At 38.8% G+C, this 13,290-nt stretch carries 19 protein-coding genes and 1 tRNA gene; 18 read left to right on the plus strand and 2 right to left on the minus strand.

The genetic code is table 11. The annotated features are described in order from the left end of the window. The first annotated feature begins 107 nt into the window (after positions 1 to 107). The 17 genes from IGJ28_RS05650 to IGJ28_RS05730 all read left to right on the plus strand — a co-directional run bounded on the left by IGJ28_RS05650 (position 108) and on the right by IGJ28_RS05730 (position 9,957). Positions 108 to 842, plus strand: a complete 735-nt coding sequence (locus IGJ28_RS05650) for a hypothetical protein (protein ID WP_438845271.1) — start codon at positions 108 to 110, stop codon at positions 840 to 842. A 69-nt stretch (positions 843 to 911) separates the two neighbouring features. Next, entirely contained in the window at positions 912 to 1,235 is a 324-nt protein-coding gene (locus IGJ28_RS05655) for a hypothetical protein (protein WP_438845272.1), read from the plus strand. 167 nt (positions 1,236 to 1,402) lie between these two features. Then, positions 1,403 to 1,831, plus strand: a complete 429-nt coding sequence (ssb, locus tag IGJ28_RS05660; RefSeq protein WP_413139213.1) for a single-stranded DNA-binding protein — start codon at positions 1,403 to 1,405, stop codon at positions 1,829 to 1,831. Positions 1,832 to 2,640: 809 nt separating this feature from the next. Further along, positions 2,641 to 2,925 (plus strand): hypothetical protein, encoded by a 285-nt coding sequence (locus IGJ28_RS05665; RefSeq protein ID WP_438845273.1) that lies wholly within the window; start codon positions 2,641 to 2,643, stop codon positions 2,923 to 2,925. 283 nt (positions 2,926 to 3,208) lie between these two features. Continuing rightward, on the plus strand, positions 3,209 to 3,448 hold the full coding sequence (locus IGJ28_RS05670) for a hypothetical protein (RefSeq protein WP_438845274.1): 240 nt from the start codon (positions 3,209 to 3,211) through the stop codon (positions 3,446 to 3,448). A gap of 24 nt (positions 3,449 to 3,472) precedes the next feature. Continuing rightward, positions 3,473 to 4,006: a hypothetical protein gene (locus tag IGJ28_RS05675; RefSeq protein ID WP_438845275.1), complete on the plus strand. Its 534-nt coding sequence runs from the start codon at positions 3,473 to 3,475 to the stop codon at positions 4,004 to 4,006. Between the two features lie 19 nt (positions 4,007 to 4,025). Beyond that, entirely contained in the window at positions 4,026 to 4,220 is a 195-nt protein-coding gene (locus IGJ28_RS05680; protein WP_438845276.1) for a hypothetical protein, read from the plus strand. A 103-nt stretch (positions 4,221 to 4,323) separates the two neighbouring features. Next, complete coding sequence (locus IGJ28_RS05685) at positions 4,324 to 4,494, plus strand: hypothetical protein (protein WP_438845277.1); 171 nt, start codon at positions 4,324 to 4,326, stop codon at positions 4,492 to 4,494. Beyond that, a complete protein-coding gene (locus IGJ28_RS05690) occupies positions 4,491 to 4,730 on the plus strand; it encodes a hypothetical protein (protein ID WP_438845278.1) in 240 nt (79 codons plus the stop codon). Before IGJ28_RS05685 ends, IGJ28_RS05690 begins: the two co-directional genes overlap by 4 nt. After that, positions 4,727 to 5,395, plus strand: a complete 669-nt coding sequence (locus IGJ28_RS05695; protein WP_438845279.1) for a DUF2786 domain-containing protein — start codon at positions 4,727 to 4,729, stop codon at positions 5,393 to 5,395. The genes IGJ28_RS05690 and IGJ28_RS05695 overlap by 4 nt, the downstream gene beginning before the upstream one ends. A 15-nt stretch (positions 5,396 to 5,410) precedes the next feature. Beyond that, positions 5,411 to 6,205, plus strand: a complete 795-nt coding sequence (locus IGJ28_RS05700; protein ID WP_438845280.1) for a ParA family protein — start codon at positions 5,411 to 5,413, stop codon at positions 6,203 to 6,205. 204 nt (positions 6,206 to 6,409) lie between these two features. Continuing rightward, a complete protein-coding gene (locus IGJ28_RS05705; RefSeq protein ID WP_438845281.1) occupies positions 6,410 to 6,664 on the plus strand; it encodes a hypothetical protein in 255 nt (84 codons plus the stop codon). Positions 6,665 to 6,676: 12 nt separating this feature from the next. Further along, on the plus strand, positions 6,677 to 6,976 hold the full coding sequence (locus IGJ28_RS05710; RefSeq protein ID WP_438845282.1) for a BRCT domain-containing protein: 300 nt from the start codon (positions 6,677 to 6,679) through the stop codon (positions 6,974 to 6,976). After that, on the plus strand, positions 6,966 to 7,151 hold the full coding sequence (locus IGJ28_RS05715) for a hypothetical protein (RefSeq protein ID WP_438845283.1): 186 nt from the start codon (positions 6,966 to 6,968) through the stop codon (positions 7,149 to 7,151). The genes IGJ28_RS05710 and IGJ28_RS05715 overlap by 11 nt, the downstream gene beginning before the upstream one ends. A 67-nt stretch (positions 7,152 to 7,218) precedes the next feature. Beyond that, entirely contained in the window at positions 7,219 to 8,589 is a 1,371-nt protein-coding gene (locus tag IGJ28_RS05720; protein WP_438845284.1) for an ISLre2 family transposase, read from the plus strand. A 410-nt stretch (positions 8,590 to 8,999) separates the two neighbouring features. Then, a tRNA-Asn gene (locus IGJ28_RS05725) sits at positions 9,000 to 9,073 on the plus strand. A 323-nt stretch (positions 9,074 to 9,396) separates the two neighbouring features. Further along, positions 9,397 to 9,957, plus strand: a complete 561-nt coding sequence (locus IGJ28_RS05730) for a YdeI/OmpD-associated family protein (RefSeq protein ID WP_003127314.1) — start codon at positions 9,397 to 9,399, stop codon at positions 9,955 to 9,957. Between the two features lie 277 nt (positions 9,958 to 10,234). On the opposite strand, the gene IGJ28_RS05735 is transcribed toward IGJ28_RS05730, so the two are convergent. Next, a complete protein-coding gene (locus IGJ28_RS05735) occupies positions 10,235 to 11,605 on the minus strand; it encodes a PH domain-containing protein (protein ID WP_252712076.1) in 1,371 nt (456 codons plus the stop codon). Beyond that, entirely contained in the window at positions 11,602 to 11,991 is a 390-nt protein-coding gene (locus tag IGJ28_RS05740) for a GntR family transcriptional regulator (protein ID WP_003127317.1), read from the minus strand. Before IGJ28_RS05740 ends, IGJ28_RS05735 begins: the two co-directional genes overlap by 4 nt. A gap of 205 nt (positions 11,992 to 12,196) precedes the next feature. Between IGJ28_RS05740 and IGJ28_RS05745 the strand changes: the two genes are divergently transcribed. After that, complete coding sequence (locus tag IGJ28_RS05745; protein ID WP_005471584.1) at positions 12,197 to 13,213, plus strand: acyltransferase family protein; 1,017 nt, start codon at positions 12,197 to 12,199, stop codon at positions 13,211 to 13,213. Positions 13,214 to 13,290 lie beyond the last annotated feature (77 nt).

Below are 13,290 nucleotides of genomic sequence, written 5' to 3' on the forward strand. Positions count from 1 at the left end.
TTTAAGACCTTAGGGGCTGCCGCCCCAAACCCCCGCGCCACCGACGCACTACCGAAAAGGTGGTAGGGAAAATACCAATCAAGAAAATTTTGTAGGAGCTGAGTAAGATGTCAAAAAATAAATCTATGGAAAGAACAATAGAAATTGCTAAAGGTAAACTTGAACGAATCCGCAATGAGCAGGAAGCTGTACAAAAAGAAATTCGATTTCAACATGACCATATACCATTTGGACAGCCGAATATCATTGGACGTCCCGATATTTACAAAAAAGTAAAAGGTCATTATGAAAAATCGAGACGATTGCTTAAAGAAGAGGAAAAGCAAGAAAAGCGTATTGAAATGCTTGAAAAGGTTGCGTCCTTCAAAGAAAAAAATAAATTACTTAAAGATGTTCATGTTGTTGGAAAAAGTGGTTATGCAACGGTAGGAGCCAAAACAAGCGTTAACAATCTTGAGTTTTTTAGAGAACAGTTAAAAGAGCTAGAAAGATTAAACGAGGAAGCTAAAGCTTATAACAAAACGAAACCTGCTATTAAGCATCGAACTTATGGAGATAAGATAACTAAACTTAAACGAAAAATCGTCCAACTCGAATTGATGCAAGAAAGAGACCGAACCAAAATAGTTTCCGAAAAAACACAGAAGTTGATTGATAGTGGAGCAGTGATTCAATGGAAGAAAAAACCAATTTTCTATTTTGTAAAGGGATTGAAGAAAGTAGCTCTTGAAATTGATCAAAATGGAGAATTTTACATTTCATCATTTTATCCAGCGTACACCGAAAGTGATAAACAATTTGTTCACGAACTTTTAAATGATGACATGGCAACACTAAAATAAAACAATAGCTTTCATAGAAGGGGGATTTTCCCCCTTTCAGAAATAAAAAGGGAACGGAGAACATAACATATGATAATGACAGAGGAACAAGCAATCACATGGGATATTCGAGCAATCTATACTCCTGAAATTTTTGAACAATGGTTAAATGCAATCACAAAAAGGAAGGCAGTTTTTGTGGAACTCATGCACATAAAAGAATATGACGGAAAAAGCAATTTAGTATTAAGCGTTTATTGTGCAGAAACGCAAGAGGAACTAGAAGAAAGTGATCCAGAATTTTGGTTTAGTCATAACGTACTTGAAAATGAATTTTGGAGTTTTGTTTCCGCTGCGGCAAGCAGTCAGGCTGCGTTTGATACAGAGTTCTTTTTTGAACAACTTTATCATTAAGAGGCGAGCGAAGCAACGCCTCTTAAAAGACCTATGTAAAAGACCTATGTAAAAGACCTATGTAAAAGACCTATGTAAAAGACCTATGTAAAAGACCTATGTAAAAGACCTATGTAAAAGACCTATGTAAATAAAAATAATGGAAATAGTAGTAGGAGGAAAAAATTATGTTAAACACAGTACATTTAATTGGAAGGCTAACAGAAACAGTAGATTTGAGTTATACACCGTCAGGAAATGCGGTAGGAAAATTCTTACTTGCGGTAAATCGCAACTACAAAAAGCAAAATGGTGAACGTGAAGCCGATTTTCTTCGTTGTGTCATATGGAAAAAAGGCGCTGAATTATTAGCAGATATGGCGGTTAAAGGAAGTCTAGTGCGAATAAGCGGACGGTTACAAACACGAAACTACGAAAATAAAGAAGGGCAAAAAGTATACGTGACTGAAATTCTTGTCACAGAATTTGAGTTATTGGAATCAAAAGAAGCAACCGAGAATCGGAAAAAGAATCAAGAAAACGGTGTGAAAGAAGAACCGTCAATCAATTATCCAGATAGAAAAGAAGATGAAGGAGAAGAAGATTTGCCATTCTAAATCAAACAAAGAAGTAGCGAAACAAAAAATTAGCTACTTCTTTACAAGGTGAAATGGAACAAAAGAGGGATTTCACCGGCGGTGCAGTTGCCCTTGGTTCAGCCCATCCCTCTTTTTCGTTTGTTGGGGCAGTGTCCATTAAATTCTTGGTGACTCCGTTCCTCCGTCAGTCGAATTTACCTTTGTTTGCGCCGTTCCTCTGCAAAGTCGGCACATGGACACTGCCCCATTTTTGTGTAAAACACAAAAACCCAAACGAGGGATTGAATGCCGTTCGCTAACGCTCACGCTCGAAAAGGAACCACTGTTCTATTTCTGTGTAGAACACAAAAATAGAACAGTGATCGATTTCGTCGTCGAAACGACGAACATTTTGGACGCCCAAGCGTCCGGATTGGCGGGACGTTCCAGCCGTGAACAAATCAAGAGATTCTGTTGTCAAAGAAGCGAAAAATCAGAAGATTTTCTAATTCATGCATCAGTCATTTGGCTAGTATAACCTAAAACATAACCTGACAATTGCCAAGGGTAAAATGCACGCTTCGCGCCCTTGGCAACTGCCAGAACATGTTTTCGAGACGGTTATGCCAAACGACCGATGCACGAAAAGAAAATCTAATCTAAATTTTCACTTTTGTTCTTTGACAACTGAATCCAGTTTCTTGATTTTACGGCTAACTATGAACGTCCCGCCAATCAAGACCTTGGGGGTTGCACCCCCAAAACCCCTGCGCCCCGACGCAATACCGAAAAGGTGAGGGGGGCAGGTCCAATCCCAAAAAATCAAAACATTTTCAGGAGGAAAAAAGATGAAGGTAATAGATATTTATCACGAATTTACTTATATTGGTTCTTTTGAGAAAACAGATGAAAATATTATCAATTATGTTGCAAGTATTCCACCTTACAAAAATATTTTACTTGTTGATTTTGCAACAGATGACACAGTGCTTACAACGATCGGCAATTTCCTAGATTATGTGCCGGATCAAGAATGGTTAAAAACAATCTTGCCCCAACTGATCGAAAAACAAACTGGAAACCTGCCGATTGAAAAAGTCAGCATTTTCAATCGCTATGAAGAAATGAGGTAGACAACCAATGAAGAAACTAAAAAGAGGTTTATGGGCGTTTTCGCCTTGATAGGCTTGGTCGTGGTTGGTTCTGAATGGAACCACTCACCAGCAGACCTAAGCGCAGATTTAAGCCAAACATTTCATGATGTAACACAGTTTTTTGGCCGATAAGCCAAACCAATAACAAGAAGCTACAGTCAACTATGAACAAGGACAAGTTGTATATCCACAATATGCAAGAAGGCTCTACTATCGATTATTTGACCGGTTCGTCAAGAGTAAGTAACAAGGAGTGAAGAGCATGTATCAATTTTCAAACCATGAATGCTTTGACGGAAGATATTTGATTCCAGTCAATCAGTTCAATCAGCACCATCATTGGCCACCAAGCCATATAAAATGTGATTGTTCCGAGTTAGCAGAACACCAAATAAAACGAAACCAAGGGCATTTCTATCCGACCTATATTTGGGAATGTCCTAGCTGTAAAAGTAAGTATCGATTAATACGAGGCACAAGGCAGTTTGAACGCCTTTCTTAGAAAAAGTCTTTATTTAGAGGTGAAATGATGGAATTGCAGGAGTACGTTGATCGTTATATTGAAATCATTAAAACAGGTGTGACTCGTCTATATCCTGAATGTGATTTAACGAGTCAACGCTCTTTGGATCTCTTACACAATGAGTATTTGCTTGCGATACAAGAATACGAGTGCTATGTCTCTACTTATAAGCGCAAACCCGATTATACTGTTTTGATGGACCGCTTCGAGGAATGGGGAATCAACCGTTCTGATTTATTTCAGGAAAATGAGCGCTGGATCTCAGAAGATGATTTTGTCAATCACTACTTAGCGTTTGTAAATAGCGGAAAAGCGTTGAAAGCAACCGAGTACATGAAAGAAGATTATCGATTCATTTTACAGCGCGAAGCATATTTAGCACGCAAAATGTTTCAACAAAATTGTTCGGGCATAGTTGGCTACCACGACTTAAATATTCGTCAGTCGAAAAAAAGACAAGAATATTGTCTGAAGGTGTTAAAAAGACGATTTGAGATAGACTGTGCTGGTTTTTATGCTGGAATGAAGGCGAAATAATCAAAGGAGGGGAAAATTAATGGAAAAGAAATATCGAGCGAAATTATCGCCGCGTTTGTCGAAACGAAAAGATGACCGCTATGTCATGGTAGACACAGAAACAGGTGAAATTGTCGATGACTGCCGAGGATTCGGGTTTAAAAGTAAGCAAGCGGCTTATGCGTGTTTTGGCTATAAATACACACGCATGAAACGAGGAGAAGTTTTTTCATAAGCAATTTTTAGAAAAAAAGACAGTCCTTGCTAAAAAACAAGAACTGAAAGAGAAAAATTTTACTGGTAAGTTCATTTTAAACAAAAAGGAGCGGAATTTTAAGATGAATAAGCGACTAATTGTTGCACTGATTTTGGTAGGTATGATTACAGGATTATTGCCTGGCATGATTCAACTAGGACTATTTTCAAGTTTATTCATTTATTTGTTTATGTCCTGGGACGAATATATGTATCAACAAAGTATGGAAAAAAGAAGGGAGTTATTTAAATGAAAAAAGATTGTTCAAGTCCACATGTGAATCCAATAGTTCCACATGTGGAGCTAAAAACAAGAATCGACTGTCTTGTATCACAGGAAGTCAGGGAAATGTGGGAGGAGATTGTCGCAAGAGATCGAGCAGAAAGCAACGTTCGGTATTTTCCAGCTCATACGCTTGAACGAATGATTCGAGCGGAGTATCAGATAATGAAAACTTTTGGTGTTTCAGGAAGAAGGAAAAAGAAGTGAAAGAAAAACGTTTTATGAAGATCCAGAAATTGTTAGCTTTAGCGAATGATGCGAATGACGAAGAATCGATGAGTGCATTAGCGAAGGCTCAAGAATTAATGTTGAGTTATGGAATCTCTGAAGAGGAAGTCTTTGAATACAAGCAAGCTTCTTTTGAAGAAAAAGTGGTTGATTTTGTAGTTTATCAGGGAAAGCCACAAAAATGGTTATATCGATTAGCAGGAGTTATTTCTTGGAATTTTCGAGTGAAATACTATTATGTAGCAGGTACCCCCGTTGAGTTGCATTTTTTAGGAACAAAATCAGATGTAGAAATTGCGGATATTACGTTTCATTATGCAAAGGGAAGCATTGCGTATTGTGCAAGGAGATTCATGCAGCAGCCAGAAATCAAGCGAAAAAGAAAGCGGAAATGGCAGTTAAAACAAGATTATATTCAAGGATATCTTGTTGGATTGCGGGAACAATTTTGGGAGCAAGTAACAACAAACGGATACGAACTGGCATTACAAGTACCAGGGCACGTGCAAAAAGAGTTTGATCGATTATCGCTAGTACCAGGGAAAGACACGTCTCACAAAACAAAAAATATTGAAGCATTTCAGGAAGGCGTACGAGAAGGGAAACAATTTAGAAAAAAAGAAAGCCTAGAATACCAACAATAAAGAGAGGGAAAAACGATGACAAAATTTATTACAGTAAATAACAAAAAAGGCGGCACAGGGAAAACAAGCGTATCTTGTATGTTAGCAGTGTATCTCTCACGATTTGGTCGGACATGCTTGATTGATTCCGATGAAAGTGGGAATGCGACAAAACGATTTACAGAAGAAATCAAGGAACAAGCAGAATTGACCCGATTATTTCGGCGGCAAGAAGTCGTACCAATGTCAGTGAGAGAGCAGTTAGATTTGGTTGCAGGTACATCAGAATTAGAGCTAGTGAATACGGAATTGGTCCAGCGAATAAATAATACATTGATTTTTAGTAGCTATTTACGCCAATTTGATACATTCAAGAAGTATAAGTATGTTGTGATTGATACGCGAAACGATAGCAATATTATCACGAATAATATGTTAGCAGCTTCTGATCTCGTTTTAGGTGTATCCGATCCAAGTGCAGACGGCTTTGAAGCACTCCTAAACTTAAATGGACATATCGAGTATCTAGCGAACGAATTAACAGATGTGTTTACTGGAAAAAGCTATGTCCATGCGAAGGTACGTTATGTAGGAAATCAAATTGCGCATAATACCGACGTTTCTCGACAATTCAAACAAATCATTGCAGGAAATGATACGTTTTTAGGTTATTTTCAGGATCGCACCGCATTCAATGAAGCTAGTTTACAGCGTATTTCTTTGTTAGACTTGTTTGAACAAGAAAAGTATCAACAAAAACAATACCAGGATTTCAAGAAGCAAACGTATGAACTATTAGAGAAGATCAAAGCTTGCATTGATCGTGATTAGGAGGCGAGCGAAGCAACGCCTCCTAAATACCTATGGAAAATACCTATGGAAAATACCTATGGAAAATACCTATGGAAAATACCTATGGAAAATACCTATGGAAAATACCTATGGAAAATACCTATGGAAAATACCTATGTAAAATACCTATGTAAAAAAATGACCATATAGATTAAAATTATTATAAAAAAAGGAGTATGGATAATGAATCATTTTGAGGCGATACAGCGAAAGGTTTCCAAACAAGAACAAGTTAAAACAAAAAACATTCTTCAACCATCAAAGGCGATTCAAAAAATGGCTAAGCGAGAAAAAGAGCGGAAAGAGGATTATATATTTACGCTTTATCCAAGTGATCGAGAAAAATTAAATGACTTAGCAAAACAAGCAGGCTATGTGACCCCAAAAGGGCGTCCAAATGCTTCCGGATTTTTAACTGCATTGATTCGGCAATTGTAAGAGGTAGGAGAAATGCATGAGGTTTTTGTGTTTACCGGAACGTTGGACTGTTTTACACGCAAACAAGCACAACACCTAGTAATTGCCTTAGGTGGTCGTGTTCAGCAGTCGGTCACGAAAGAAACGACTTACTTAGTTGCTGGCAAACATCCAGTAACGCTGTTTGATTCTGGCGAATCATTGAAAAGAAAACAAGCTCTCGAAAAACATGTGAAAATCATATCAGAAGAGACGTTTTTGCGTTTATGTATCGAACAGTTGGCGAAGTATCAAAAAACGAAGCAGAAGGGAAAAACGAGTTATGACAAATGAAACTTTTTTAGCACATATCAACGAAGCATTGGCACAGTCTGAATTATCACAAATAGAACGTAAACAACTAAAAGACTTACTAAAAAGTTTGCTTGAGAATCATACGCCGGAAGAACTCTCGCAATTACTGCTTGAAATGATTGAACCAGTGCACAAAACAACCTACCAGGTCTAAGTTTTACCTGGTACATACATAATCATGGATACAGAAAGGACACGAAATAGACATGTTTGCCGCTTTTTTGACAGACTTGCATGAAATTTTACGCACCGACAACGATGGGTTAGAGAAAGAGAAACAATTAATGAATTATTCTTCGAATCTAATGAATCGTGTTTTCCAATCATGGATCAATTGGCAAGAGCCGCAATTGATTCAAAGTTATCAAGTGAAAGGATATACCGTTGGAAAAGCTGTCGAGCGTAGTGTGCAGTTCTTATTTGGCGTGCTTACGTATACAAGAAAATCTGTCGAAAGAAACGGACACATCATTTATCCAATCGATGAATTGCTTGGTTTAGAGAGATATGATCGTTATTCCTTACGAACAAAATACGCATTGGCAGAATTAAGCATGGTGACTTCCTACCGGAAAGCGTCAGAATTGATTGAGGTGGTTGGTAATGTTCAAGCCTCAAAAGATACTGTCATGAAAGTCGTTCATGAATACGGAGAGAAATACAAAGAGCATGAAGCCTATCTTGAAGAATATGGTACAGAAGGCGAGCGTACAGTGGACTATCTCTATATCGAAGGGGATGGTGTATTTGTGGGTGGCAAAGATGGAAAAAGCAAGGAATTGGCCCATTTTATCGTTCACGAAGGAATAGAAACCAACGGTCAACGGAAAATGACGAAAAATCTCAAACAATTTGTCGGTTTAGGGCATAAGAAAACGTTGGATCATGTAGAAAACTATTTGTATCGTACCTATGACTTAAAAAACACCGTGATTGTGACCAATTCAGATGGTGGAAAAGGGTATAGCCAAAAGACGTTTAAAAGTCTTTTGCCAGTAGTAAAAGGACATGAACACTTTTTAGATCGTTACCATATCACATTGAAACTAGAGCAGCGTGTCTTTGTACCAGAACTGATCCCTGTCTTTCAGAAGGCGATCAATAATTATTCTACTAAAGACCTACAATGTGCTTTAGATACATTAGAATCACATGCAGAAACCAAAGAACAAGAAACTCATGTCAAAAAGTTACGGGCGTATTTGCGGCGAAATTGGAAAATTATCAAGCCGTATTACTTACGCAAGTTATCTGGTGAAAAGCAAGGAATTGGTATTATGGAAAGTCTGCACCGAATCTTGACTTTCCGTATGAAACGCAATAGTAAGTATTGGGGAAGAGGTTTAGAGGCAATGGCTTGGTTATTGACCACGAAACGCAACGGTACACTAAAGGAAATCTTTTTAGAGAAGTGGAAAGAATCCTTTGCGTTAGATGATCGCATAGTGTCGGAATTAGGAGATTATCCAAATCATTTTTTCGATGATGAGCGACAAAAAGTAGACAGCGTAAAAACCTATGCAATCAACTATCAAAATCCGTCACAACGAACTCGAGAGCGAATAGATTGGTACAAAGGCAACAAAAATTAAAAAAAGACCCTTTGCGAGAAAGCAAAGAGCCATTTAGATTGGTTATGCACTGTGACCAATCTAAATCAATCTCTAATTTTTACAGCTTAAATTCTACCTTGTTTTTGTGTTATTTACAAGAACAAATATCAATTATTTTGTTCATAAAATAAATCGTTTAGAGAATTTTTTCTAACTTCTCTCTTGCAAAAAGAGTAAAATATGTTAAAGTGAAAGGGAAGAAAGCAACAAGAAATAAATAGAAAAGCAAATAAAATAACGATAAACACAAAATGCGTATGCGGTAGTGTTTTAATCGTTCTCTAATTTTTACAGGAGAAAAGAGCTTCTGGGAAAATTACAGACACATACAAATTTCTTTTTTCACTTGCCAACTTATCTGAATATTTGCTATATTACAGGTAGATTCTTCCGGCATAGCTCAGTTGGTAGTAGCGCATGACTGTTAATCATGATGTCGTAGGTTCGAGTCCTACTGCCGGAGTCATAAATAAAACGTCCCCATTGATGAAAAGATGATGGATGGGTAAAGCAAACCCCCCTGAATTTCAGGGGGGTTTGCTTTATAGATAGATTCAACAGTTTATCTCCTTGCGGCTACTTGTTTTTTGGATAAGCAAAGCAGTCGACATAGGGAAGTCACTTTATTTCAGAGACTCGATAGTTGTCTGCTGCTTTACGATGCTTATATGTTGACCTACCCCACAGTGATTTATTGGAAAATGACTCATTCGACTATTGCGCAAGTCAAGACCCAGTTTCCTTAAAAAGGTGTCCAAAGTGGATAAAGAAGATGAGAGGGATTCTATGGACAATAGCATCACATTTACAAATAGAAATGAATTTCGTGACTGGCTTCAAGAGTATGGTGTATCAAGTGAAGGGGTTTGGCTTTTGATCGGAAAAGCTGGCGGTCCTAAGACGATAAAGGCTCACGAGGCACTTGAAGAAGCGCTTTGTTTTGGCTGGATCGATGGCGTCATGCAAAAGATTGATGATAAAACATACAAGAAATACTTTGCGAGGCGCAGAAAGAACAGCAAGTGGTCAGAAAAAAACAAAGCACTAGCTGAAACATTGGAAAGCCAAGGACTAATGACTGATTATGGTCGAAGAAAAATAGAAGAGGCCAAGAAAAACGGTCAATGGGATGCGGTTCAGTCTCCAAAGATTTCGGAGGAACAAATCTATACCGTAGCAAGCTTATTAAAGAAACATGAGGCAGCTTATACAAATTTCCAAGCAATGTCTCTCTCTGTCAAAAAGACCTACACGCGGGCATACTATGATGCAAAAACCGACACTGGACGCGAAAAGCGTTTGTCTTGGATGATTGAACGGCTAGCGAAGAATCTGAAACCAATGTAGCGATTTTTGGGACTGTGCCATAAGTCTCCTACAAGTAACACTATCCGAGCATTAATGATTATTGCTCCTGCGGTGCAGGGACTCCTCGTCGCAAAAGTCAGAGGAATCTATCCTAGCAACAGACTATTATTCGGTTTAACTTGTTGGATGATGACTTATGGCACAGTCCTGATAGCTAAGAAGCATGAAAAATCAAGCGAAGCGACTCGGGCAATTTTTACTAATTGCAGGGGTCGCTTCGCTTGTTTGTCTTGCTTGCTAAATATCTTCTTATTGCCTACTGAAGCTTTTGCTCCAGAGTCTCATACAGTTTGACGGTCTCAGAGGCGTCTTTGTTCGTGTAGTAGATCGTGATATCGGCTGTCGAGAGCCGGAGAATGGGTTGCGATCGTTTGTCCATGAATAGTTTCGCAGATTGACCAGCAACATTAAAGTTGCCTGTCAGGTAATGATCTGTCGCCATCCCCATTGTGCGAACCGTTGGCTCTGGAAGTGTATCAACAAGCGTGACTGTTCTGATTTCATCCAACGGAATCGTTTTTCGGCTAGCTAATGGGGCATCAAACTGTACGGATTGATCTGTCATCTCTCCACTTATTGCATCAGGATTAAAATCTAATTGATACAAAGGAACGATAGTGACAACCATGATCGCGATCATCAGAATGCCGGTGCCGATTGCGAAACCTTTTCCGGTCTTTTTGCCTAAATTGATACCGATATTCAACCCCACGCGGTCAGGGACAAATAATCGAGGATCTGTTGGATTAATGTACACGCCATAACGCCAATAACGGTCTTCATCATAATACCGTTGTTCCGTAGAAGCCAACAATTGATCTTGTTTTTTTCGTAATCGCAGCAATAGCCCAAAAGGAACGACCATCAAGAAGACCAGTAACAAGACGAAAAGAACAGCGGATAACTCTCCAACTACCCCCGTCAACTGGGTCGAGAGCAGTGGAACAAAAAACAATAGCAGTGTGCCCGTGCTCATTAAGACGACCAGAAGGGACCAATAGAATTTCGTTAAATCATTGAACTGTTGATTGATTTGAAAATCCTTCGTCAATGGACGTACCGGTAAGCGGCGAATCACTTGCCATAAATAGAGGAAAAGCAAAAAGATCAAGCAGTTGATGAGGCTGAATAGCCAATCGGGTCCGTTCTCCACGGTAGGGAAATAAATTACACCAGCAATGACTAATAACAATGATGGAAGAAAACTGACTAATGGCAACAGTTTTCTATTTTTTTGCTGGATCAATTTGGTGTCTACTAAAACAGGATCGATAGGGAGTCCCCAGTTCTTATGCTCAATTAGTTCGTGCATTTTTCCAATATAATGAATTTGTAAGACGTAGCTTGCCCCCAGAAGCAAAAACAAGAGCAGCCAGAAAAAGGTCATGAGGATAGAGTCATATAAATTGAACAAAAAAATCAGACTTGCTACACTTAAGATACCGACAAACTGCATAATACGGCGGCGGTATTCAGCAACTAACGCCAAAACGTCCGGATGCTGCAAGTGATCAGGAGATAATGTATTTTCCAATAATACGTTTTTGTGGGGCTTACTGAGCAGATTCATTGTAAAAGCGATAGAAAAAATGACGATCAGATTTATGCCAAAGAAAATGTAATTCATTTCAATTCGGTCCTTTCAGAAAACTGTTCTAAACATTGCTGAATATCGGCAATGATCGCTGCTTCGCTTTTTCCGTGAATCAATGCAGAGGCTACTTGCAGCTGCAGCTGTTGTTGATAATATTCCTCTTCGGAGAAGGTAAAGCTGCGAGGCGCTGCGACAGCAGTTCCTTTGCGCCGATCGGTAATCAGCAGCCCGTCTTCTTTCAGTGAATTATAGGCTTTAGAAATAGTCATCGTGTTGATGCCAATCTCTTCTGCAAGTTGACGGACAGAGGGAAGTAGTTCGCCGACAGCTAATTCGCCTGTTGCGATCCCAAGAATGATTTGATCGCGTAATTGTTGATAGATGGGTGTATTGCTTTGAGGTTTAATTTCGAATTGCACTGGCGCTCTCTCCTTTGTATTATCTATATTAATACAAATAGATGGAACATGCAATCAATAATCATCCTCTCTATAAGGAACTCACTTCGCAGCATTAGGAGTAATAAACTGAAATTTTTCGTTGCTGTTTTGCAATCACTTTGTTATCGCAGTGACTGAATTTTACGGTATGCTTTTAGTTAGAAAAAATAAAGGAGGAGACATTATGAGCCATTCCCCGAGGACGGCTTACTTCGATAATGCAAAATTTTTATTAATGATTTTAGTGGTTTTCAGCCACTTATTGCAACCATTCATTGGTGATCACAAGTTTTATCATGATCTGTACTATTTTATTTTTACCTTTCATATGCCAGCCTTTGTTTTTTTAGCAGGTTATTTTGCCAAACCGCTCACAAAAGGTTCAAAAGTTCGAGATCTGGTCAAAAAGTTTCTACTTCCTTATGTGTTTTTTCAACTTTTTTATACAGTTTATTACTGGGTGATTGGACTTGACGCGTCGTTGAATATTCAGCTGCTCAACCCTCAATGGGCATTGTGGTTCTTACTCAGCATGTTCTTTTGGCAGCTTTCCCTCGTCTTTTTTCAGAAAATGACTGCCAGAAAAGCCATCTTGCTTAGTGTGCTGCTGAGCATTTTTGCTGGTTACCTCCCTTTTATTAATCAAGTTCTGACACTGCAGCGGACATTTGTCTTTCTACCATTTTTTATCATCGGTTTTTATTTTCCTAAAAATGAGATGCAGTTTTTACAAGGAACACGAATAAAAAAAATCAGTCTGGTTTTCTTGCCGATTATCTACTTGTTTATTGCGCTTTTCCATGGGATGAATAAGTACATGGTCTTTGGCTCGAAACCTTATGAAGACTATCTGAGCTATCCATTGTTCGGAGGACCATTACGTGGGGTGTTCTTTGTGATTGGATTGCTGGGGATCATTGGTTTTCTGCGACTCGTCCCACGGCAACAGCTGTTTTTTACCAAATGGGGCAAGAACACACTGTTAGTCTATTTGCTGCAAGGGATCTTTATTAAAGGATTGAGAGCACTGGCAATCACTGAACTAAACTTGTCACTGCTCGGGTTTATGGCGTTGATCGTCGTCAGTGTTTTACTGACGATCTTATTAGCCAGCAGACCTGTTCGGCAGTTCTACGCCCGTTTTGAAGAAGGGATTTCTTTTGTCCTATTGGGCTTGGGTATCTTCATGATTGCGAACTGAATCTAAATGGAAACACCGCCTTCGCAAGTTTGGATCTGCCAGACTTTTGCTCAGGCGGTTGTTATTTGATTTGGACA

The sequence above is a fragment of the Enterococcus sp. AZ091 genome, from assembly GCF_051714805.1.
Lineage (GTDB): Bacteria > Bacillota > Bacilli > Lactobacillales > Enterococcaceae > Enterococcus_D > Enterococcus_D gallinarum.